The following is a 21,120-nucleotide window of genomic DNA, read 5'->3' as shown; positions in this document are numbered from 1 at the left end:
GTCTGATATAAAAACCGTGGAGCGTATGGTACGGATTAGCGAGAAAAATGTCAGCACATTTAACAGGCAAAACGCAGGGGGCAGGTAAGAGAAGAAAAAGCCCGCAGCGGGGTGCGGGCTGAAAGGATTAGCGAACCACCAGTACCGAACATTCAGCGTGACGCACGACAGCCGCCGCGTTCGACCCTAACAGGTAGGTGGTGATATCCGGACGGTGCGAGGCAATAATGACCATATCCGCCGGCAATTTCTTCGCCATTTCCAGAATCTTGTCTTTTGGCGAACCCTCAGCAATATGTACCTGGACTCTGTCCGCCGGGATATTGAACTGCTTTATCATCTCTTCCAACTGAGATTTGGCTTCAGCTTTCAGATCGTCCATGGCGGGCAACTCTGCGGAGTAGGCCAGGCCCAGCGATGCGTAATAAGGCAGTGACGGAATCACGGTCAGAAAATGCACCTGCGCATCGTCAATCCTTGCTTCGGCTTCAACGTGGGAAATCACCCGTTGAGTTAATTCTGAGTCTGAAATATCGATAGGTACCAGAATCGTTCTGCTCATAAAAACCTCCTGTTAATGTATCCATATAAAGTGTAACGCCTTTTAGCTCGGTAAGTATAACGACGACGGTCACATTTTGGCATCACATATTTATGATTTTAATTATATGGTATGCATGTGTCAGCACAGCAAAGCGCGCAACAGAGAAGGACAGGGGTATTCAGCGCAGAGAATAGCCCGCCGTCGCCAGCGGGCTGAAGAGCTTAGAACTGGTAAACCAGACCCAGCGCTACAACGTCATCGGTGTTGATACCGTTGTTAGCATAGAAGTTGTCGTCTTCGTCCAGCAGGTTGATTTTATAATCAACATAGGTCGACATATTTTTATTGAAGTAGTAGGTCGCGCCGACGTCAGCGTATTTAACCAGATCTTTACTGGTGTCGTTACCCTGGCCGCTCAGGTCTTTACCTTTAGACATCAGGAAAGACACCGCCGGACGCAGGCCAAAGTCGAACTGGTACTGCGCAGTCACTTCCACGTTTTGCGTTTTGTTCGCTACGCCGTCATCGCCGTACGGGGTCATGTTGCGGGTTTCAGAATACATCGTCGCCAGGTAGATGTTGTTGGCATCGTATTTCAGACCCGCAGTCCAGGCATCCGCGTTTTCGCCGCCAGCCACTTTGCCGCCAGCGTTAACCTGTTCGTTGGTCCGGTCAGAGGTTGTGTAAGCAGCGCCAGCGCTGAAGCCCATGCCCATATCGTAAGTCGTCGAAATACCGAAACCGTCGCCATTGGAATGTTGAAGATCGCGGGCGTTGTTATTGGTGCCTTCCTGACCGTTCTGGTTTTCGTTGTTGCCCTGATACTGAAGCGCAAAGTTCAGTCCGTTTACCAGGCCGAAGAAGTCCGTGTTACGGTAGGTTGCGACGCCGTTTGTACGACCGGTCATAAAGTTGTCAGCCTGGGTGTATGAGTCGCCGCCAAATTCCGGCAGCATATCGGTCCAGCCTTCCACATCGTACAGTACGCCATAGTTACGACCGTAGTCGAATGAACCGTAGTCGCCGAATTTTACGCCCGCGAATGCCAGACGGGTCCAGGAATTTGAACCTTCGCCTTCTGTAGTATTCGCCTGAACGTTATATTCCCACTGGCCGTAACCGGTCAGTTGGTCGTTAATTTGGGTTTCGCCTTTGAAGCCAACACGAACATACGTTTGATCGCCGTCAGACTTATTGTTGTCAGAGAAATAATGCAGACCATCTACTTTGCCATAGAGATCTAATTTATTGCCGTCTTTATTATAGACTTCAGCGGCATGCGCTGCGCCAGCGGCTAACAGAGCAGGGATTACGAGAGCCAGTACTTTTCTTTTCATCGAAATAATCCTTTCGTTTATTATTTACCTGTGACTCCCTCTTAAGGGGAGTAAAAGCATGCTAAAGGAGAAGTTCCGTAAAGAGATAAGTATGAATTGTTACGTCTTAAGTAAAACCTTAATTAAATAATTCTATGGTAACAGTAATAATTAGCATGAATGTATTAACCAAAAATATATAAAATAAAAATTATACAAGTTGAATTTGATGCGATATTCTGCGCGGGTTATATGCCTTTATTGTCAAACTCTGCTTTTTGTTGGTCCATTGCGAAACGTACTGATTTACCAGCAAACATACTGACAAGCCCGAAACGATGTTCGGGCTTTTTTTTATTTCCGGGTGAATCCCGCCAGGCCGTTATTCACTGTTCGCTTTTTCTGCTTTCCCCGCCAGTTGCGCCAGTAAGTCATAGCGTTTTTGCAGGTCCACGGCGGCATCTTTCCATAGTTGCTCCGCGACCTCGGGCTGCTGCGCATTAAGACGGCGGAAGCGCTGCTCATTAAGCAGGGTTTCCGCCAGCGCATCTGACGGTGGACGAGAGTCAAGCGCCAGCGGCACTTTGCCTTCCTCCGCGCGACGCGGATCGAAACGATAAAGCGGCCAGAAGCCAGTCGCCGTCAGTTGACGCATCTGGTCGTGGCTCAGCGCCAGATCGTAGCCGTGCTCTTCACATGGGCTGTAGGCAATGATCAGCGACGGTCCTGGATACGCCTCCGCTTCCTGTATGGCTTTCACCGTCTGGTTTAGCTGCGCCCCAAGCGAGATCTGCGCGACGTAAACGTGACCATACATCATCATGCTGACGCCGAGATCTTTACGCGCCTTGCGCTTGCCGTGTTCGCCAAATTTTGTCACAGCCCCAAGCGGCGTGGCTTTTGACGCCTGGCCGCCGGTATTGGAATAACACTGCGTGTCCAGCACCAGAATGTTGACGTTTTCGGTCAGGCTCAGCACATGATCGAGACCGCCGAAGCCAATATCGTAAGCCCATCCGTCTCCGCCGATAAGCCAGATTGATTTCTCAACCAGCGCATCGGCATCGGCGACCAGCTCGCGCGCACCGTCGACATCTTTCAGATGCTGGCGCAGGGCGGCAACCTGTTCGCGGCGAACGTCCGGTGTCGCTTCGGCGTGCAATGCCTCGTAGAGCGCCGTTGGGATCTGTTCGGCAAACTGCGACAGCAGGCGCATCACCCGCACGCGATGCTGATCGACCGTCAGACGGAATCCCAGACCGAATTCGGCGTTATCCTCAAACAGCGAGTTAGCCCATGCCGGCCCCCGTCCGTTCGCATCGGTGGTGTACGGCGTTGAAGGCAGGTTACCGCCGTAAATGGATGAGCACCCGGTGGCGTTGGCAATCAACATGCGATCGCCGTACAACTGGGTCAGCAACTTGATATACGGCGTTTCGCCGCAGCCGGAACAGGCGCCGGAATATTCAAACAGCGGGGTGATTAACTGCGAAGTACGAATATCAATGCGTTCAAGTTTGCTGCGATCAATTTCTGGCAGAGCGAGGAAAAAGTCGTAGTTCACTTTTTCTTCTTCCACATGCTCAAGGCGGGACATCATATTAATCGCCTTGATTTCCGGGTTCTGGCGATCTTTCGCCGGGCACACCTCGACGCACAGGTTGCAGCCGGTGCAATCTTCCGGAGCGACCTGCAGCACATATTTCTGGCCACGCATATCACGAGATTTCACGTCCAGCGAATGCAGACTGGCTGGGGCGTTCTCCATCTCCTGTGGCGACACGACTTTGGCGCGAATCGCCGAATGCGGGCAGGCGGCGACACAATGGTTGCACTGAGTGCACAGTTCCTCTTTCCAGATTGGAATTTCTTCGGCTATATTACGTTTTTCCCAGCGCGTGGTGCCCATCGGCCAGGTACCGTCCGGCGGTAAGGCGGATACCGGAAGCGCGTCACCGAGTCCGGCGAGCATCGCGGCGGTGACCGTTTTGACAAAGTCAGGGGCTGCGTCCGAAACGACCGGTGGACGGTGGGCGCTTTGTGGATTCACCGACTGTAGCGGCACTTCAACAACCGATTCGCGGGCCAGCGCCAGCGCCTGCCAGTTGCGCTCCACCAGATCCTGTCCTTTGCTGCTGTAGCTTTTGGCGATTGCGCCCTGAAGTTCAGCCAGCGCGCTGTCGCCAGGCAAAATGCGCGTCAGATGGAAAAAGGCCATCTGCATGACGGTGTTGATGCGTGCGGCCAGACCGCATTCGCGAGCGATTTTCGCGGCGTTAATGACGTAGAAACGCGCCTTTTTCTGATTCAACACCGCCTGGACTTCCTGTGGCAAACGCGACCAGACCTCATCGGCGTTATAGGGGGTATTGAGCAGGAAAATCCCGCCAGGCTTGAGACGTTCTGCCATCGGGTATTTGTCGATAAACTGCAATTGATGACAGCCAACAAAGTCGGCCTGCGAAACAAGGTAGGCGGAACGGATCGGCTGTTCGCTGACGCGAAGATGCGAAACCGTCAAACCCCCGGCCTTTTTCGAATCGTAGACGAAGTAACCCTGCGCGTACCAGGGGGTCGAGTTACCGATAATCTTGATGTTGTTTTTGGTCGCCGAGACGCTGCCGTCGCTGCCCAGTCCGTAAAACAGCGCTTCCAGCCGGGCGCTGGAGGGAAGGGTGTTTTCCGGTAACGGCAATGACAAATTGGTCACATCGTCGTAAATACCCACAGTAAAACGCGATTTTGGTTGCGTGCTGCTCAGTTCAGTGAAGACCGCCAGCACGCAGTCGGGGCCGAACTCTTTCGAAGAAAGGCCGTAGCGTCCGCCGATAACGCGCGGCAGTGTCTCACGCTCGCCGCGGTTAAAGGCTTCCGCCAGCGCGGTCATGACGTCCAGATACAACGGCTCTGCCTGGGATCCCGGCTCTTTGGTACGATCGAGTACGGCGACCGAACGTACCGACGCTGGCAGAGCGCGCAGCAGGTGTTGTGCGGAGAACGGGCGGAACAAACGTACTTTCAGCACGCCAACGTTTTCACCGCGCGTCAGCAGTTCGTCGACCACCTCTTCGCAGGTACCGATACCCGACCCCATCAGGATGATCACGCGTTCAGCCTGTGGGTGACCGTAGTATTCAAAGGGGCGATATTGACGACCCGTCGCCGCGGCAAAATCATTCATCGCTTGCTCAACATGGTCGTAAACCGCGTTGTACCATGGGTTTGTCGCTTCCCGCGACTGGAAGTACGTATCCGGGTTTGCCGACGTGCCGCGAATCACCGGATGCTCCGGATTAAGCGCTCTGGCGCGATGGGCGTCGATTTCAGCCTGTGGCATCAGGTTCAGCAGCGTATCGTCAGCCAGCGGCACGATTTTGTTGATTTCATGCGAAGTACGAAAACCATCAAAAAAGTGAATAAAGGGCACCCGGCTTTTCAATGTGGCGATTTGGGCGATCAGCGCGAAGTCCTGCGCTTCCTGAACGCTGGCCGCGCACAGCATGGCGCAGCCGGTCTGGCGGACGGCCATTACGTCGGAATGATCGCCGAAAATAGACAGCGCATGTGTCGCCACGGTACGGGCGGCGACGTGCAGTACGAACGGAGTAAGCTGTCCCGCCAGTTTATACAACGTCGGGATCATCAATAGCAGACCCTGGGAGGACGTAAAGGAGGTCGACAGAGCCCCGGTTTGCAACGCACCGTGCACGGTAGCGATCGCGCCGCCTTCAGACTGCATTTCGACCACGCGCGGGGTATCTCCCCAGACGTTTTTAAGCCCGTTCCCCGCCCAGGCGTCCGCCTGTTCAGCCATTGTTGAACTGGGCGTTATGGGGTAGATGGCGATAACTTCACTGGTGCGGAACGCTACGGAGGCCACCGCGCCATTACCGTCAATTGTGATCATATGACACCCTTACATTGCGCAAATTGAAAGACGCTCTCTACAGCATGGCGTCCCGATAGTTATCTTTTCAGTATAGGACTTTCCTGTATTCCCTTGAAGTTATGCGGCTTTCGAGTGCACAAATTGACACACAGATCGCGAAACAAGATCGGAAATTTAATATTTATTTAACCCCGATGATGCCCACGTTTTTATTTTTCCGGGGGCAAGGTGTGCAATATATTTTTACGTTGTCATCAAAAAGTCGATTGTTTATTAACGTGGATTTAACAGCTTTATCTTATTTTTTAAGTGAGGTCCAAAACTGGACCGTAATTTTCTTTGAGAAATTTCTTAAGAAAATTATTACCCTTGCCGTTCTCCTGGGATATGGCTGTTCTTAATAAGATGATTTAAGTTTGGCTTTAGGTCTGCTGTCTCTACACTGGGTGCAGAACGGGGCAGGAAAGCCTTGTTATTTTTTGCTGTTAGCACAGTGATAATAACCAGCCAGTTGCGGATACACGCAATTTAAACATATTATTTACACGTAATAACGTGAATCTTCTTTGTGCGCGAAAAAGTCAGGATGTGATAATGTAATTACTTGTTTTGATTAAATTATGATTCGTTTATTTTTGCTTGCTTTACTTATATCTACCTCATCATCGTCTTTTGCGTTTGTTAAAATTCAGGCTAAAGACTGGGGCTTCAATACCTTTTCTACGTTGTCTTATGCTGATAATTCCGTAAATCGGTCGTCAGCTCAGCGTAACAACAAACAGCTTAAACAACGCATTATGCGTGAATTCGCACAGTGGCAGGGTACACATTACCGCTGGGGCGGGGACAGCCGCCGTGGCATTGATTGCTCCGCCTTTACGCGTCGTATTATTGCCTCGACGATTCATAAACACTTGCCGCGGACTGCCCGTGAGCAAAGTCATATCGGTCGTCGGATACATCAGAATGAACTTAACGTCGGTGATTTGGTGTTTTTCGAAACGAAACCAAACGTCCATCATGTTGGGGTTTATATCGGAAATGATGCGTTTATTCATGCATCCAGTTCGGAAGGTGTGACGTTGTCACATCTTTCAAACCGATACTGGCAGTCGCGCTATGTGACCGCTCGTCGGGTGAGTGTTTAAAGCTCGTGGGGCCACGTGAGATCAAAAACCGCACGGATAACGCGATAAAATGCGGCTGCGGCGCATAAATGCGCGCGTTGACTCTCGACGCGACAGCTTCGCATGCCTATTATTAGTGCGGTTCGTTTGGCTTTCAGAAGATAAGGGGAGAGAAATGCGCGCAGCGTTTTGGGTAGGATGTGCCGCGTTATTATTGTCGGCGTGCAGCAGTGACAATGAACCTGTTCAGCAGGCGACGGCGGCGCATGTCGCTCCGGGGTTAAGAGCGGCGATGACCAGCTCCGGCGAGGCCAATTGCGCCATGATAGGGGGATCGCTCTCTGTCGCCCGTCAACTGGACGGTTCTGCCATTGGCATGTGCGCGCTTCCCAACGGCAAACGCTGTAGCGAACAATCTCTCGCCGCGGGAAGCTGTGGTAGTTATTGATACTTACTGCATTAAGTCGGCCAGTTTATAGCTCAGAGTATGTTCCGCCGTCGCCAGCGTAAGCTGGTTAGCGGTCAGGTCTACCTGTGCACCCTTGCTGAGCATGGCGCTCAGCGTGGCGTCCAGTTGATTAAGTTGCGGGTCGGCGCACATCATCCGCGTCATTGCCAGATTTTTGGCTTTCAGCTCGCCATCTGACAGCGTGGCCTGACCGGTGAAGCGATTACACATCTTGCCTGAGATCGTCATCTTTTCTCCGAAGCTCAGCTCGGGAGCCTGCTGGCTTGCCGCGATCGGTTTTCCGTCCACGCTTTCCAGCACGAAGCGATGATGCTGTAGCTGCTCGCGGCTGACAGACACTTTTCCATTACTCACACAACCTGCCATCAGCAGGCTCAGCGCAACCAGCGCGACTACCTTCTTCATATCAACTCTCTGAATCTTAACAATCAATAACAGAATAACGATCTTACCGAATATGGCTTTGGGGAAAATCTGAAAACCCCTCCCAAACGTGGGAGGGATGAGCGTTAAAACAGGGCGTTAGGGCACGATTCACCGTTCATTAACTGCTGCAAATTGTGCAACGTAGTTTCTGAAATGCTGGTCAGCGCTTCCGCCGTGAGGAAGGCCTGATGCCCGGTAAACAGGACGTTGTGGCAGGCGGAAAGCCGACGGAACACATCATCCTGAATGACGTCATTAGACTTATCTTCAAAGAACAAATCGCGTTCGTTCTCGTAAACATCCATACCCAGCGAACCAATTTTCTGATTTTTCAGCGCTTCAATAGCCGCCTGGGAGTCGATCAGCGCTCCACGACTGGTATTGATCACCATCACGCCATCCTTCATCTGGTCAAAGGCCGCGTGGTTAAGCAGATGATAGTTCTCCGGCGTTAATGGGCAGTGCAGGGAGATCACATCCGACTCGGCAAACAACGTGGCGAGATCGACATATTCCACCCCCAGCTCAAGCGCAGCAGCGCTCGGGTAGGGATCGAACGCCAGCAGTCGCATACCAAAACCTTTCAGGATGCGCAGAGCGGCAATGCCAATTTTACCGGTACCAATGATCCCGGCTGTTTTACCGTGCATAGTGAAACCGGTTAAGCCCTCGAGCGAGAAGTTAGCATCGCGGGTGCGCTGATAAGCGCGGTGAATGCGACGGTTCAGCGTCATCATCATACCAACGGCGTGCTCAGCGACGGCTTCCGGCGAATAGGCCGGCACGCGCACGACCTGTAAACCCAGCTCCTTTGCCGCGTCAAGATCGACGTTGTTGAAACCCGCGCAGCGCAGCGCGATGAACTTAACGCCTTGTTTCTTCAGCTCTTCAAGTACCGGTCGACTTCCGTCATCGTTTACGAAAATACAGACGGCCTCGCAGCCATGGGCGGTTTTCGCTGTCTTTTCCGTCAGCAAAAAGTCAAAAAATTCAAGATCAAAGCCAAAAGCCTCGTTAACCTGTTGCAGGTACTTCTTGTCGTACTGTTTAGTGCTGTATACGGCGAGTTTCATAAGACTTTCTCCAGTGATGTTGAATCACACGTATTGAATTCAAATTATTTTACAAAATATAAAAAAGTATTGAAAGTGATACATATAATGAATAATTCTAGAGCATCTATCCTTAAACTGGGCATGTTTCGGCAAACATGACACAATAGTGGCCTTATTCGGCTTAATTTAATGCTAAATCAGGATATTAACTGCCCATGAAGGGTAAATACAAAGCCGTTCTGGCGATCGCTTTGCTGGTTATCCTCATACCGCTGACGCTGGTGATGACGCTTGGGTGGTGGGTCCCAACGCTGGCGGGCATTTGGCTGCCGCTCGGGACGCGCATAGCCTTTGAGCAAAGCCCACGCCTGACGCGTCAGGGCTTGCATATTCCTGAGATGACATATTTAGTCGGTGAATGTCCTTTGGCGCGCGTCACCCATGCGGACATTTCCCATCCCAGCCGCTGGCAGCTTACGATTAAAACCCTTCAGCTTGATTCCGCCTGCCTGGCTAAACTCCCGCAAAGCGAGTCGTCGCCCGCCGCGCCTCGCACCCTTGCCGAGTGGCAGGCGATGTTGCCGAATACCTGGGTCACTATCGACAATGTGGCGCTTTCTCCCTGGCAGGTATGGCAGGGAAAACTGAACCTTTCGCTTACCCCGTCGGTTCAACAAGTGCGCTATCAGGGGGAAAAGGTCACCCTTCGGGCGCAACTGCGCGGCCAGATGCTGTCCGTGAGTGAACTGGACGTGACGGCGTTTGAAGGGCAGCCGCCCGTCAGACTGGTTGGTGAATTCACGATGCCGCTGGTGCCGGATGGGCTGCCGACAAGCGGTCATAGCGTTGCGACGTTGACTCTGCCGCAGGCGCCTTCGCTGGTGGATGCGGAACTGGAATGGCGTGACAATACGGGGCAACTGATCGTGATGGCGCGCGGGCAGCATGAGCCGTTGCTCGACCTGCCGTGGAGCCTTACGTCTCAGCAACTCTCCATCAGCGACGGCCGCTGGACGTGGCCGTATGAGGATTTTCCCTTAAGCGGGCGTCTGGGCATTAAGGTTGATAACTGGCAGGAGGGGACAGAAAGGGCGCTGATTAGCGGTCGCCTTAATGTCCTTACCCAGGGCGACGCGGGCAAAGGAAACGCGGTGCTGACCTTTGGCCCAGGCAAACTCAGCATGGATAATAGCGCGATGCCGCTTCAGTTAACCGGCGAAGCGAAGCAGGACGATTTGATTTTTTACGCCAGGCTACCCGCCCAACTGAGCGGAAGCCTGAGCGATCCGCAACTGGCCTTTGAGCCTGGCGCGCTGCTGCGTTCGCGCGGGCGGGTCATCGACTCGCTGGACATTGATGAGATTCGCTGGCCGCTGGCAGGGGTGACGGTGACGCAGCGCGGCGTGGACGGTCGTCTGCAGGCCATTTTGCGCGCGCATGAAAATCAAATGGGTGACTTTGTGCTGCATCTCGACGGTCTGGCGAACGATTTCCTGCCGGATGCAGGGCGCTGGCAGTGGCGCTACTGGGGGAAGGGCCGTTTTACCCCTATGCATGCCGCCTGGGACGTGGCGGGAAAAGGGGAATGGCGCGATAAGGTCATCACCCTGACCGATCTCTCCACTGGCTTTAATCAGCTTCAATACGGCACCATGACGATCGACTCCCCGCGGCTGATACTCGACAAGCCGGTTCAGTGGGTGCGCGATGAAGCACAGCCGCGGTTTAGCGGCGCGCTCTCGCTCGACGCTGGCGAAACCCATTTTTCGGGCGGCAGCGTGTTGCCGCCGTCGACGCTCAAGTTCAGCGTTGACGGTAGCGATCCGACGTTGTTCCAGTTCAAAGGCGATTTACATGCCGGGGCGATTGGGCCGGTTCGGGTTAACGGACGCTGGGACGGCATTCGTCTGCGCGGACAGGCCTGGTGGCCGCAGCAGTCGCTAACGGTGTTTCAACCTTTGGTGCCGCCAGACTGGAAAATGACTCTGCGCGAAGGCGAGCTCTACGCCCAGGTCGCGTTCTCTGCCGCGCCGGAACAAGGGTTTGAAGCGGGCGGCCACGGTGTGCTCAAAGGCGGCAGCGCATGGATGCCCGACAACCAGATCAACGGTGTGGATTTCGTGTTGCCATTCCGTTTTGGCAACGGTACGTGGCAACTGGGTACGCGCGGACCGGTTTCGCTGCGGATCGCCGAAGTGGTCAATCAGGTGACAGCTACCAATCTCAGCGCCGATCTGCAGGGCGCGTACCCCTGGCGTGAAGAGGAGCCGCTGTTACTCACCGACGTCAGCGTCGACGTGCTGGGCGGTAAGGTGAGGATGCAGCAGTTGCGTATGCCGCAGCATGGCCCGGCGTTGATTCGTGTGGAAAATATTTCGTCCAGCGAGCTGATAAGCGCAGTGAATCCCAAGCAATTTGCCCTGTCCGGCCCGGTCAGCGGCGCGCTCCCACTGTGGCTGAATAATGAAAAATGGATCATTAAAGACGGCTGGTTAACGAATCCGGGTCCAATGACCCTGCGCATCGACAAAGACACCGCCGATGCGGTGGTGAAGGATAATATGGCGGCGGGCGCGGCGATCAACTGGCTGCGTTACATGGAGATCGCCCATTCCTGGACCAAAATCAATTTAGACAATCTCGGCGTACTGACCATGCAGGCGGCCATCACCGGCAACAGTCGCGTAGAAGGTAAGTCGGGGACGGTCAATCTCAACTACACCCACGAAGAAAATGTATTTGCGCTCTGGCGCAGTCTGCGCTTTGGCGACAACCTACAGGCATGGCTTGAACAGAACGCAACGCTGCCCCTGAAACACTGCCCGGAAGGCAAGGAATGTGAGGACTCCCAATGAAAATGATGACAGCCATGCTGGCGCTACTCCTGTCAGGGGTATTGACGGGCTGTACGCCGCGCATTGAAGTCGCGGCGCCAAAAGAGCCAATCACTATCAACATGAATGTCAGGATTGAGCATGAGATCCACATCAAAGTGGATAAAGACGTAGAAAGCCTGCTCAAATCACGTAGCGACTTGTTCTGAGGTTAGGATGAAACGAACATTACTTCTGACGACGCTGATTCTCAGCCTGCTGAGCGGAAATGCGCTGGCGCTGACCCTCAATGAGGCCAGAACGCAAGGACGGGTTGGGGAGACCCTGAACGGCTACCTCGTGGCGCTGAAAGAGGATGCCGAAACCCGGACGCTGGTGAAAGAGATCAACCAGGCGCGAAGCGTCAGCTACCAGCAGCTTGCTGAAAGCCACAATATTCCGGTAGAGGAGGTCGCGAAAATGGCCGGGCAAAAGCTGGTTGAGCGCGCCCGTCCGGGCGAGTACGTGCAGGGAATCAACGGTAAGTGGCTGCGGAAATAACTGATAAATTCTGAAATGTTGTCTGATAGCAGGGGGCGATGGCGCATCAATCGATAAAGTCAGGCATTATTACGCGACTTTTTAATTATCAGGGAATGATAATGACCCTCTATCAAATTAAGCCCGCTTTTCAGGCGCTTTTGCGTCCCCTCATGTTTTGGCTGCACCGACACCGCGTGACGGCTAATCACATTACCCTTGCCGCGATGGCGCTCTCATTCCTGACGGGCGGCGTGTTGGTGTGTTTCCCCCGTCTGGAACTGCTGGTCCTCCTGCCTGTCGTGCTCTTTGTGCGCATGGCGCTTAATGCGCTGGATGGCATGCTGGCGCGAGAGTGCAATCAGCAGTCAAGGCTGGGTGCGATTCTCAATGAAACCGGCGATGTCCTCTCCGACCTCGCGCTTTATCTGCCGTTTATGCTGATCCCGGACAGTAACCCAATGCTGGTTGTGGCGATGCTGTTCTGTGCGGCAATGACGGAATTTTGCGGCGTGCTGGCGCAAACCATTAACGGCGTGCGCAGCTACGCGGGTCCGTTAGGCAAAAGCGATCGCGCGCTGCTGTTTGGCTGCTGGGGACTGCTTTTGACGCTGTGGCCACAGCTGGCGACATGGAATAACGCCGTCTGGTGTGGCGCCATCCTTCTGCTGCTGTGGACGGCGGGTAATCGCTGTCGCAGCGCGTTGCGGGTCGAGGTGGCGAAGTGATGATGCTGGAGACATCCCTGGCGGCGGTATTCGCGCTGCTGTTGGCGGCAAGCGTGGTTAATGTGCTACTGGTTACGCTGCGTCCGGAGAAAGACTGGCGCGAATTAACGCTACGCATTCGCACATGGTGGGTCATCGTGGTGCTGTTTTCGCTGGCGATCCTGAGTCCTGCCTGGCTGGCGCTGACCTTTTTCGGGCTGGTCAGCTTTATGGCGTTGAAAGAGTTTCTGACCCTGGCGCCGTCCCGTCAGGCTGACCGTATGCCGCTGTTGTGGATGTTTATCGCTATTCCGGTTAACTACGGGTTTATCGGCAGTGGCTGGTACGGCATGTTTGTGGTGTTTATTCCGGTATATGTCTTTTTATTCCTTCCCGCGCGAATGGTGATCGCCGGCGACACGCAGGGCTTTTTGCGTACCGCTTCCCAACTGCACTGGAGTTTAATGACCACCGTGTTTGCGTTCAGCCATGTGGCTTTTCTGCTGGTGCTTCCTGCTGATGGCAAACAGACCGGCGCGCTACTGGTGCTGTTTCTGGTCGGTCTGACGGAATTTAACGACGTTGCGCAGTACATCTGGGGTAAGTCGTTCGGGCGCATTAAGGTCACGCCGACGGTCAGTCCGAATAAAACGCTGGCAGGATTGCTGGGCGGCGTGGCGACAACGGCATTGGTTGCCCTGCTGTTAGGGCCGTTACTGACACCAATGAGCGGGGCGATGGCGCTGCTTGCCGGGGTGATTATCGGCGTGACGGGGTTTTGTGGTGACGTGGTGATGTCGGCGATCAAACGGGATTGTGGCGTCAAAGACAGCGGCACTCTCTTGCCCGGACACGGTGGTATTCTCGACAGGCTGGACTCACTTATCTTCACTGCGCCGGTCTTCTTTCATTTCATCCGCTATTTTTACTTTTAACTACCATGACGCGACTACTTCGTACTCTGTTTACTCTTTGTGTTGTCTGGCCGGTCATTTGGCTATGGCTGGGGTTGCGTGTCCGGCACCGGGAACGTCTGCCGACACACGGTCCGGCGATTATTGTGGCGAATCACAACAGCCATATGGACGTGTTTGCGCTGCTTTCGCTGTTTTCTTTACGTCGTCAGGGTCAGGTGCATCCGGTTGCCGCGGCGGATTATTTTCTGCGTAATAAGTGGATGGCCTGGTTTGCGCTGAATATTCTCAACATTATTCCGGTGATGCGTAAAGGCGGCGACGCTAACCCGTTGGCCCGTTGCGAACAAGCGCTGCGAGAAGGCAAGACGCTGATTCTGTTTCCGGAAGGTACCCGCGGCGAGCCTGGAAAGCTGGCCCCGCTGAAGTCCGGGTTATGGCATCTGAGCCAGCGTTTTCCGGAGGTGCCGATTATTCCTGTCTGGCTGACCGGAACCGAACGGGTAATGGCGAAGGGCAACCGGATACCGCTGCCGCTGTTTATCGATGTGACCATTGGCGGGGCGATGTATGCGGATCCCGACAAGCGCGCGTTCATGGATAATCTCCGGGCGCAGCTGTTGGCGCTTTCGCAATAAAGCAAATTGGCTGATAGCGCACCGTTTTGCGCTATCAGGCACGTTGTCTTGAGCGTTTGTTTCTATACTGTCCACTGCAACGGCGTTATCGACTCATTGCGGGACAACATGATGACAAAAAAATATTCTGCTCAGTGCCACTGCGGCGCGGTCACCTTTACCGTTCAGCTTAGCGACGGGTTTCACACCGTACGCCGCTGTAACTGTTCGTTTTGCCGGATGCGCGGCGCCGTGGTGGTTTCTGCGCCGCTCGACGGTATCGACGTCATCACCGGGCGCGATAAGCTCACGGAGTACCGGTTTAATACTGGCGAAGCGAAGCATTATTTTTGTTCAGTCTGCGGGATCTACACCTTTCACCAGCGCCGTTCCAGTCCGGATCAGTATGGCGTGAACGTGGCCTGTATTGAAGACGTCTCGCCTTTTGACTTTTCACCGGTTGAGGTAACCGACGGGGTGAATCATCCCAGTGATGGCGCGAGTCGCAGTGTGGTGGGGTATCTGACTTATCAGTCAAAATGAACACCTCCCGCCGCAGCGGGAGGTGAGCGCTTACGCGGCTACCACGCTGTCGATAGCGGCTTTCGCGTCGGACTGCGCTTTTGATGCCACTTCCGGTCCGTAGGCGATTCCTTCGGCGAACACAAAGTTCACGTCGGTGATCCCAATGAATCCAAGGAACACTTTCAGGTATGGCGCGATCAGATCGGTCGGGGTATCTTTGTGAATACCGCCGCGGCTGGAGAGGATCACGGCGCGTTTACCGGTGACCAGACCTTCCGGCCCTTTCTCGGTATAGCGGAACGTGACGCCAGCGCGTGCGATCAGATCGAAGTAGTTTTTCAGCTGTGTCGGGATGTTAAAGTTGTACATCGGGGCGGCAATGACAATTACGTCGTGGGCTTTCAGTTCAGCAATCAGCTCATCAGACAGCGCCAGCGCTTCCTGTTGACGCGGCGTCAGCGGCGCATCGCTCGGGCGCAGGGCGCCGACCAGTTCGCCATCCAGAACCGGAACAGGGTTTGCCGCCAGGTCGCGTACGGTTACGGCATCAGCGGGATGTTTTTCACGCCATTGTTCAACAAAATAATCAGACAACTGACCAGACTGAGAGTACCCTGCCAGAATACTGGATTTAAGAACTAATACCTTGCTCATGGGTGTTTCCTTATAGGTGTTTGAATGGGCTGTGCCCCGTTGCGTGTTGACACTTTATTCACAATCCTGCCACAGAGATAGCGCAATATATCGAAGCCTATGTTCGAATTTATTGAACGACACACAACATGCGCTGATGTGGTACTCTATACCTATCATTTTGAAGAGATTTAACCAGGCAGAGCACTGCCATCTAACCTTATGACAGAACAACAAAAATTAACCTTCCACCTCCTGCAACAGCAGTTAGATGCGTTGATGCTGCGCGATCGCCAGCGTTTTGCTCGCCGCCTCCACGGCGTGAAGAAGGTTAAAAATCCTGATGCACAACAGGCCATTTACCAGGAAATGGCGAAAGAGATCGAACAGGCAGCCGGTAAAGTCGTGCTACGCGAAGCGTCACGTCCGGCGATCGTGTATCCGGAAAACCTGCCGGTTAGCCAGAAAAAACAGGCCATTCTTGAAGCGGTTCGCGATCACCAGGTGGTGATTGTGGCCGGGGAAACCGGGTCGGGAAAAACCACCCAGCTACCGAAAATTTGCATGGAGTTGGGGCGCGGGGTTAAAGGGTTGATTGGCCATACGCAACCGCGCCGTCTGGCTGCGCGTACCGTGGCGAACCGTATTGCTGAAGAATTGCAAACGGAGCCGGGTGGTTGCATCGGTTATAAGGTGCGTTTCAACGACCACGTCAGCGATAACACGATGGTTAAGCTGATGACCGACGGTATTCTGCTGGCGGAAATCCAGCAGGATCGTCTGCTGATGCAGTACGACACCATCATTATCGATGAAGCGCACGAGCGCAGCCTGAACATCGATTTTCTGCTGGGGTATCTGAAAGAGCTGCTGCCCCGTCGCCCGGACCTGAAAGTTATCATTACTTCCGCGACTATCGATCCGGAGCGATTCTCAAAACATTTCAACAATGCGCCGATTAAAGAGGTGTCAGGACGGACCTATCCGGTGGAAGTGCGCTATCGCCCGATTGTAGAAGAGGCGGACGATACCGAACGCGACCAGCTACAGGCTATTTTCGATGCGGTAGATGAACTGGGTCGTGAAAGCCCCGGCGATATTTTGATCTTTATGAGCGGTGAACGCGAAATCCGCGACACCGCCGACGCGCTTAACAAGCTCAATTTACGCCATACGGAAGTGCTGCCGCTGTACGCCCGGCTCTCCAATAGCGAACAGAACCGGGTGTTCCAGTCCCACAGCGGACGGCGCATTGTACTGGCGACCAACGTGGCGGAAACCTCGCTCACCGTGCCGGGTATTAAGTACGTCATTGACCCCGGCACCGCGCGCATTAGTCGTTACAGCTACCGTACAAAGGTACAACGTCTGCCTATCGAGCCGGTTTCTCAGGCTTCCGCTAACCAGCGTAAGGGGCGTTGCGGTCGCGTCTCGGAAGGGATCTGTATTCGTCTTTATTCCGAGGACGATTTCCTGTCGCGCCCGGAGTTTACCGATCCGGAGATTCTGCGTACCAATTTGGCGTCGGTTATTCTGCAAATGACCGCGCTGGGACTGGGCGATATCGCCGCGTTCCCCTTTGTCGAAGCGCCGGACAAGCGCAATATCCAGGACGGCGTGCGCCTGCTGGAAGAACTGGGCGCGATTACGACTGACGAACAGGCGAACGCCTATAAGCTAACGCCGCTGGGTCGCCAGCTCAGCCAGCTGCCGGTGGATCCGCGCCTGGCGCGCATGGTGCTGGAAGCGCAAAAACACGGCTGCGTGCGCGAGGCGATGATCATCACCTCCGCACTCTCCATTCAGGACCCGCGCGAAAGGCCAATGGACAAGCAGCAGGCGTCGGATGAAAAACATCGTCGTTTCCACGATAAAGAGTCCGATTTTCTGGCATTCGTAAATCTGTGGAATTATCTCGGCGAGCAGCAGAAGGCGCTGTCATCGAACCAGTTCCGCCGCCAGTGCCGCGTGGATTTCCTCAACTACCTGCGGGTGCGCGAGTGGCAGGATATTTACACCCAACTGCGTCAGGTGGTGAAAGAACTGGGCATTCCGGTCAATAGCGAACCGGCGGAATATCGTGAAATTCATATCGCGCTGCTTACCGGGCTGCTGTCGCATATCGGGATGAAGGATGCCGACAAGCAGGAATATACCGGCGCACGCAACGCGCGTTTCTCCATCTTCCCCGGCTCTGGCTTATTCAAGAAACCGCCAAAATGGACGATGGTGGCAGAACTGGTGGAAACCAGCCGTCTGTGGGGCCGTATTGCGGCGCGAATCGATCCGGACTGGGTGGAGCCTGTTGCCCAGCACCTGATTAAACGTTCTTACAGTGAACCGCACTGGGAGCGGGCGCAGGGCGCAGTGATGGCGACTGAAAAGGTCACCCTGTACGGTTTACCGATTGTCGCCGCCCGCAAGGTGAACTACAGCCAGATCGATCCGGCGTTATGTCGCGAGCTGTTTATCCGCCACGCGCTGGTCGAAGGCGACTGGCAAACGCGGCACGCATTCTTCCGCGATAACCTGAAGCTGCGTGCTGAGGTCGAAGAGCTGGAACACAAATCGCGTCGCCGCGACATTCTGGTGGATGATGAGACGCTATTTGAATTCTACGACCAGCGCATCAGCCACGATGTAATTTCCGCGCGTCATTTCGACAGTTGGTGGAAAAAGGTCAGCAGGGAAACGCCAGACCTGCTCAATTTTGAAAAGAGCATGCTGATCAAAGAGGGGGCGGAAAAGATCAGCAAGCTGGACTATCCCAACTTCTGGCATCAGGGCAATCTGAAGCTGCGCCTGAGCTACCAGTTTGAACCGGGCGCGGATGCCGACGGCGTGACTGTACACATCCCTCTGCCGCTGCTGAACCAGGTGGACGAGAGCGGTTTTGAATGGCAGATCCCCGGCCTGCGCCGTGAGCTGGTGATTGCGCTGATCAAGTCGCTGCCGAAGCCAGTACGGCGCAACTTTGTCCCTGCGCCAAATTATGCTGAGGCGTTTTTAGGCCGTGTAACCCCGCTCGAACTGCCGCTACTGGAGGCCCTTGAGCGTGAGCTGCGCCGCATGACCGGCGTGACGGTTGACCGCGAAGACTGGCACTGGGAACAGGTGCCCGATCATCTGAAAGTCACGTTCCGCGTTGTCGACGAGAAGAACAAAAAACTGCAGGAAGGACGTTCGTTAACGGCGCTGAAAGAGGCGCTGAAGGGCAAGGTTCAGGAAACCTTGTCTGCCGTGGCGGACGACGGTATCGAACAGAGCGGCCTGCATATCTGGAGTTTTGGCCAGCTTCCGGAAAGCTACGAGCAGAAACGCGGCAATTATAAGGTCAAAGCCTGGCCAGCGTTGGTGGACGAGCGCGACAGTGTGGCGATCAAACTGTTCGATAACCCGCTGGAACAGCGGCAGGCAATGTGGTCCGGCCTGCGGCGTTTGCTGCTGCTGAACATACCGTCGCCCATTAAGTACCTGCACGAGAAGCTGCCGAACAAAGCTAAGCTGGGTCTGTACTTCAACCCGTATGGGAAGGTGCTGGAACTGATAGACGACTGTATCTCCTGTGGCGTAGACAAATTGATCGACGCCAACGGCGGCCCGGTCTGGACAGAGGAAGGTTTTACCGCGTTACACGAAAAGGTGCGTGCCGAACTGAACGACACCGTGGTGGAGATAGCAAAGCAGGTTGAGCAGATCCTGACTGCCGTGTTTGCCATCAACAAGCGGTTGAAAGGGCGCGTGGACATGACGATGGCGTTGGGGCTGTCGGATATAAAAGCGCAAATGAGCGGGCTGGTGTATCGCGGCTTTGTCACCGGAAACGGCTTCAAACGTCTCGGCGACACGCTGCGCTATTTACAGGCGATCGAAAAACGGCTTGAGAAGCTGGCGGTCGATCCGCACCGCGACCGCGCCCAAATGCTGAAAGTAGAGAGCGTGCAGCAGGCGTGGCAGCAGTGGCTCAATAAATTGCCCCCTGCGCGACGTGAAGATGAAGATGTGAAGGCGATCCGCTGGATGATAGAGGAGCTGCGCGTCAGTTACTTCGCGCAGCAGCTCGGTACGCCTTATCCGATTTCAGATAAGCGTATTTTACAGGCGATGGAGCAGATAAACGGGTAATTGTTTGCACTGTGACGTGAACGTAGCGCCTCATCCGGTGAATACCGGGTGAGGCTTATGACTACTACAGTTCGTTCGGCTGAGCGTGAATAGCAGAAGACCGTTTTACCCGACTCGCAAAGAAGATGGCGGTGAGGGAGATAGCGACAGTGACGATCAAATACCACGCCACCGGCACCCAGTCGCCGTTATATTTCGCCAGCAGGCCCGTCGCGATAAGCGGGGCAGTGCCGCCAGCCAGTGCCGCGCCAATCTGGTAACCCAGGGTGATCCCGGTATAACGAACGTTAGCGCTGAAAATTTCAGAGCAGAGCGTGCCGAGAACCGCGGTGACGGGGGCCCAGAGAATGCCGAACATCACCACCGTCGCCAGTACGATTCCCCAGCTCGTGCCGGTATTGAGCAGTAGAAACCACGGCACGATAAACAGACCGAGCAGGCAGACGCTGACGGCATACATCCGTTTACGGCCCACTTTATCCGACAACAGGCCCATCAGCGGGATCATTACCGTAGCCACCAGCGCGCCAAGGGTAACGGCTTCCAGCGCTTGCGACTTTTGGTAGGTGAGCGTTGTCGTCGCGTAACTGACCACAAAGGTCGAAAAAATATAAAATGGCGCGGTTTCTACCACTTTGAGTCCTGCGGCGATCAGCACTTCACGCCAGTGATGGGTGAGCGTCTCGCGAAGCGGCGCTTTGGCGACCTGTCCGGATTGCTTCACTTTCTGAAAATCCGGTGTTTCGTCAATATCGCGGCGGATCCATAGCCCCAGCAGCACCAGTACGGAACTGAGCAGGAACGGGATGCGCCAGCCCCAGGAGAGGAAATCCTCTTCGCTGAACAGCGTCATTAACGACACGATAAACGTCGCCATCAGCATGCCGATGGTGACACCCGCCTGGGGAATACTGCCAAAAAAACCTTTACGTTTTTCCGGCGCGTATTCATAGGCCAGCAGAAGCGCGCCGCCCCATTCGCCACCTATCCCCATTCCCTGAATGATACGCATCAGAATCAACAAAATGGGCGCCCAGATACCAATCATCTCGTAGGTCGGCAACAGGCCAATCATCACCGTCGCGCCGCCCATCAGCGACAGCGTTAAGACCAGCGTTTTCTTACGGCCAATCCGGTCGCCGATATGGGCAAAGACAACACCACCGATCGGACGAATGAAAAAGGTCAGAGAGAAAGACAGATACGAGAGGATCAGACCGATAACCGGGTCAACCATCGGAAAGAAAATCTTGTTAAACACCAGCGCGGCGGCGGTGCCATACAGGAAGTAATCGAACCACTCAATCGCACTGCCGGTCAGGCTGGCGATGAGGACTTTTTTGTTTTTCTTCAGAATGGCAGTGCTACTTTCATGCGTTGTCATTGACGTTAAACCTCAGCCAGAGAGTAGAAAAAAGGT

At 54.4% G+C, this 21,120-nt stretch carries 17 protein-coding genes; 10 read left to right on the top strand and 7 right to left on the bottom strand.

Annotated elements, in window-relative coordinates; all coding sequences use genetic code 11:
• Positions 1-127 precede the first annotated feature (127 nt).
• The 3 genes from uspF to nifJ form a co-directional block, all read right to left on the bottom strand.
• Positions 128-562, bottom strand: coding sequence for a universal stress protein UspF (uspF, locus tag OOJ60_RS05065; RefSeq protein WP_042283257.1), 435 nt, complete (start codon positions 560-562; stop codon positions 128-130).
• 203 nt (positions 563-765) lie between these two features.
• The gene (gene ompC, locus OOJ60_RS05060; RefSeq protein WP_205612054.1) at positions 766-1,881 is read right to left on the bottom strand and encodes a porin OmpC; all 1,116 of its coding nucleotides are present in this window, start codon (positions 1,879-1,881) and stop codon (positions 766-768) included.
• Positions 1,882-2,242: 361 nt separating this feature from the next.
• Entirely contained in the window at positions 2,243-5,767 is a 3,525-nt protein-coding gene (nifJ, locus tag OOJ60_RS05055) for a pyruvate:ferredoxin (flavodoxin) oxidoreductase (protein WP_205612053.1), read from the bottom strand.
• A 602-nt stretch (positions 5,768-6,369) separates the two neighbouring features.
• Here nifJ and OOJ60_RS05050 point away from each other — a divergent pair.
• Together OOJ60_RS05050 and OOJ60_RS05045 are read left to right on the top strand one after the other, a co-directional pair.
• Positions 6,370-6,897 carry a C40 family peptidase gene (locus OOJ60_RS05050; RefSeq protein ID WP_072014930.1) on the top strand — a complete coding sequence of 176 codons (528 nt, stop codon included), beginning with the start codon at positions 6,370-6,372 and terminating at the stop codon, positions 6,895-6,897.
• A 154-nt stretch (positions 6,898-7,051) separates the two neighbouring features.
• A complete protein-coding gene (locus OOJ60_RS05045; RefSeq protein WP_042283247.1) occupies positions 7,052-7,324 on the top strand; it encodes a putative hemolysin in 273 nt (90 codons plus the stop codon).
• A 3-nt stretch (positions 7,325-7,327) separates the two neighbouring features.
• Here the strand turns inward: OOJ60_RS05045 and hslJ are convergent, their stop codons facing one another.
• Both hslJ and OOJ60_RS05035 read right to left on the bottom strand, forming a co-directional pair.
• Positions 7,328-7,750, bottom strand: a complete 423-nt coding sequence (gene hslJ / locus OOJ60_RS05040; RefSeq protein WP_042283246.1) for a heat shock protein HslJ — start codon at positions 7,748-7,750, stop codon at positions 7,328-7,330.
• Positions 7,751-7,854: 104 nt separating this feature from the next.
• Positions 7,855-8,844 carry a 2-hydroxyacid dehydrogenase gene (locus OOJ60_RS05035; protein ID WP_042283245.1) on the bottom strand — a complete coding sequence of 330 codons (990 nt, stop codon included), beginning with the start codon at positions 8,842-8,844 and terminating at the stop codon, positions 7,855-7,857.
• A 197-nt stretch (positions 8,845-9,041) separates the two neighbouring features.
• On the opposite strand from OOJ60_RS05035, the gene OOJ60_RS05030 reads away from it, so the two are divergent.
• The 7 genes from OOJ60_RS05030 (at position 9,042) to OOJ60_RS05000 (ending at position 14,960) form a co-directional block, all read left to right on the top strand.
• Positions 9,042-11,681 carry a YdbH family protein gene (locus OOJ60_RS05030; protein ID WP_042283241.1) on the top strand — a complete coding sequence of 880 codons (2,640 nt, stop codon included), beginning with the start codon at positions 9,042-9,044 and terminating at the stop codon, positions 11,679-11,681.
• Positions 11,678-11,869, top strand: a complete 192-nt coding sequence (locus OOJ60_RS05025) for a YnbE family lipoprotein (RefSeq protein WP_042283238.1) — start codon at positions 11,678-11,680, stop codon at positions 11,867-11,869. Before OOJ60_RS05030 ends, OOJ60_RS05025 begins: the two co-directional genes overlap by 4 nt.
• 7 nt (positions 11,870-11,876) lie before the next feature.
• The gene (locus OOJ60_RS05020) at positions 11,877-12,200 is read left to right on the top strand and encodes a YdbL family protein (protein WP_042283235.1); all 324 of its coding nucleotides are present in this window, start codon (positions 11,877-11,879) and stop codon (positions 12,198-12,200) included.
• Between the two features lie 101 nt (positions 12,201-12,301).
• Positions 12,302-12,907 carry a CDP-alcohol phosphatidyltransferase family protein gene (locus OOJ60_RS05015; RefSeq protein ID WP_181823136.1) on the top strand — a complete coding sequence of 202 codons (606 nt, stop codon included), beginning with the start codon at positions 12,302-12,304 and terminating at the stop codon, positions 12,905-12,907.
• On the top strand, positions 12,907-13,821 hold the full coding sequence (locus OOJ60_RS05010) for a phosphatidate cytidylyltransferase (protein WP_042283230.1): 915 nt from the start codon (positions 12,907-12,909) through the stop codon (positions 13,819-13,821). The genes OOJ60_RS05015 and OOJ60_RS05010 overlap by 1 nt, the downstream gene beginning before the upstream one ends.
• A 5-nt stretch (positions 13,822-13,826) precedes the next feature.
• Positions 13,827-14,438, top strand: a complete 612-nt coding sequence (locus OOJ60_RS05005) for a lysophospholipid acyltransferase family protein (protein WP_181823138.1) — start codon at positions 13,827-13,829, stop codon at positions 14,436-14,438.
• A 108-nt stretch (positions 14,439-14,546) separates the two neighbouring features.
• Positions 14,547-14,960 (top strand): GFA family protein, encoded by a 414-nt coding sequence (locus tag OOJ60_RS05000; protein ID WP_205612052.1) that lies wholly within the window; start codon positions 14,547-14,549, stop codon positions 14,958-14,960.
• A gap of 30 nt (positions 14,961-14,990) precedes the next feature.
• Here the strand turns inward: OOJ60_RS05000 and azoR are convergent, their stop codons facing one another.
• Positions 14,991-15,596, bottom strand: a complete 606-nt coding sequence (gene azoR, locus OOJ60_RS04995) for an FMN-dependent NADH-azoreductase (protein ID WP_042283223.1) — start codon at positions 15,594-15,596, stop codon at positions 14,991-14,993.
• A gap of 201 nt (positions 15,597-15,797) precedes the next feature.
• On the opposite strand from azoR, the gene hrpA reads away from it, so the two are divergent.
• Positions 15,798-19,700 (top strand): ATP-dependent RNA helicase HrpA, encoded by a 3,903-nt coding sequence (gene hrpA, locus OOJ60_RS04990; RefSeq protein WP_205612051.1) that lies wholly within the window; start codon positions 15,798-15,800, stop codon positions 19,698-19,700.
• Between the two features lie 64 nt (positions 19,701-19,764).
• On the opposite strand, the gene OOJ60_RS04985 is transcribed toward hrpA, so the two are convergent.
• Positions 19,765-21,084, bottom strand: a complete 1,320-nt coding sequence (locus OOJ60_RS04985; protein ID WP_200033303.1) for an MFS transporter — start codon at positions 21,082-21,084, stop codon at positions 19,765-19,767.
• Positions 21,085-21,120: the final 36 nt, after the last annotated feature.

This window comes from Citrobacter sp. R4, from assembly GCF_026719175.1.
In the GTDB taxonomy this organism is placed as follows: Bacteria; Pseudomonadota; Gammaproteobacteria; order Enterobacterales; family Enterobacteriaceae; genus Citrobacter_A; species Citrobacter_A sedlakii.
The sequence above is the reverse complement of the archived record's forward strand: the minus strand, read 5'-3'. Positions and strand labels throughout refer to the sequence as shown.

Bases quoted from the DNA above. Each gene is read 5' to 3' on its own strand.
- OOJ60_RS05030 (WP_042283241.1), top strand. From the start codon at position 9,042: ATGAAGGGTAAATACAAAGCCGTTCTGGCGATCGCTTTGCTGGTTATC.
- OOJ60_RS05010 (WP_042283230.1), top strand. From the start codon at position 12,907: ATGATGCTGGAGACATCCCTGGCGGCGGTATTCGCGCTGCTGTTGGCG.
- OOJ60_RS05050 (WP_072014930.1), top strand. From the start codon at position 6,370: ATGATTCGTTTATTTTTGCTTGCTTTACTTATATCTACCTCATCATCG.
- OOJ60_RS05015 (WP_181823136.1), top strand. From the start codon at position 12,302: ATGACCCTCTATCAAATTAAGCCCGCTTTTCAGGCGCTTTTGCGTCCC.
- OOJ60_RS05000 (WP_205612052.1), top strand. From the start codon at position 14,547: ATGATGACAAAAAAATATTCTGCTCAGTGCCACTGCGGCGCGGTCACC.
- ompC (WP_205612054.1), bottom strand. From the start codon at position 1,881: ATGAAAAGAAAAGTACTGGCTCTCGTAATCCCTGCTCTGTTAGCCGCT.
- nifJ (WP_205612053.1), bottom strand. From the start codon at position 5,767: ATGATCACAATTGACGGTAATGGCGCGGTGGCCTCCGTAGCGTTCCGC.
- OOJ60_RS05020 (WP_042283235.1), top strand. From the start codon at position 11,877: ATGAAACGAACATTACTTCTGACGACGCTGATTCTCAGCCTGCTGAGC.
- OOJ60_RS05025 (WP_042283238.1), top strand. From the start codon at position 11,678: ATGAAAATGATGACAGCCATGCTGGCGCTACTCCTGTCAGGGGTATTG.
- OOJ60_RS05035 (WP_042283245.1), bottom strand. From the start codon at position 8,844: ATGAAACTCGCCGTATACAGCACTAAACAGTACGACAAGAAGTACCTG.
- hrpA (WP_205612051.1), top strand. From the start codon at position 15,798: ATGACAGAACAACAAAAATTAACCTTCCACCTCCTGCAACAGCAGTTA.
- hslJ (WP_042283246.1), bottom strand. From the start codon at position 7,750: ATGAAGAAGGTAGTCGCGCTGGTTGCGCTGAGCCTGCTGATGGCAGGT.
- OOJ60_RS05005 (WP_181823138.1), top strand. From the start codon at position 13,827: ATGACGCGACTACTTCGTACTCTGTTTACTCTTTGTGTTGTCTGGCCG.
- azoR (WP_042283223.1), bottom strand. From the start codon at position 15,596: ATGAGCAAGGTATTAGTTCTTAAATCCAGTATTCTGGCAGGGTACTCT.
- OOJ60_RS05045 (WP_042283247.1), top strand. From the start codon at position 7,052: ATGCGCGCAGCGTTTTGGGTAGGATGTGCCGCGTTATTATTGTCGGCG.
- OOJ60_RS04985 (WP_200033303.1), bottom strand. From the start codon at position 21,084: ATGACAACGCATGAAAGTAGCACTGCCATTCTGAAGAAAAACAAAAAA.
- uspF (WP_042283257.1), bottom strand. From the start codon at position 562: ATGAGCAGAACGATTCTGGTACCTATCGATATTTCAGACTCAGAATTA.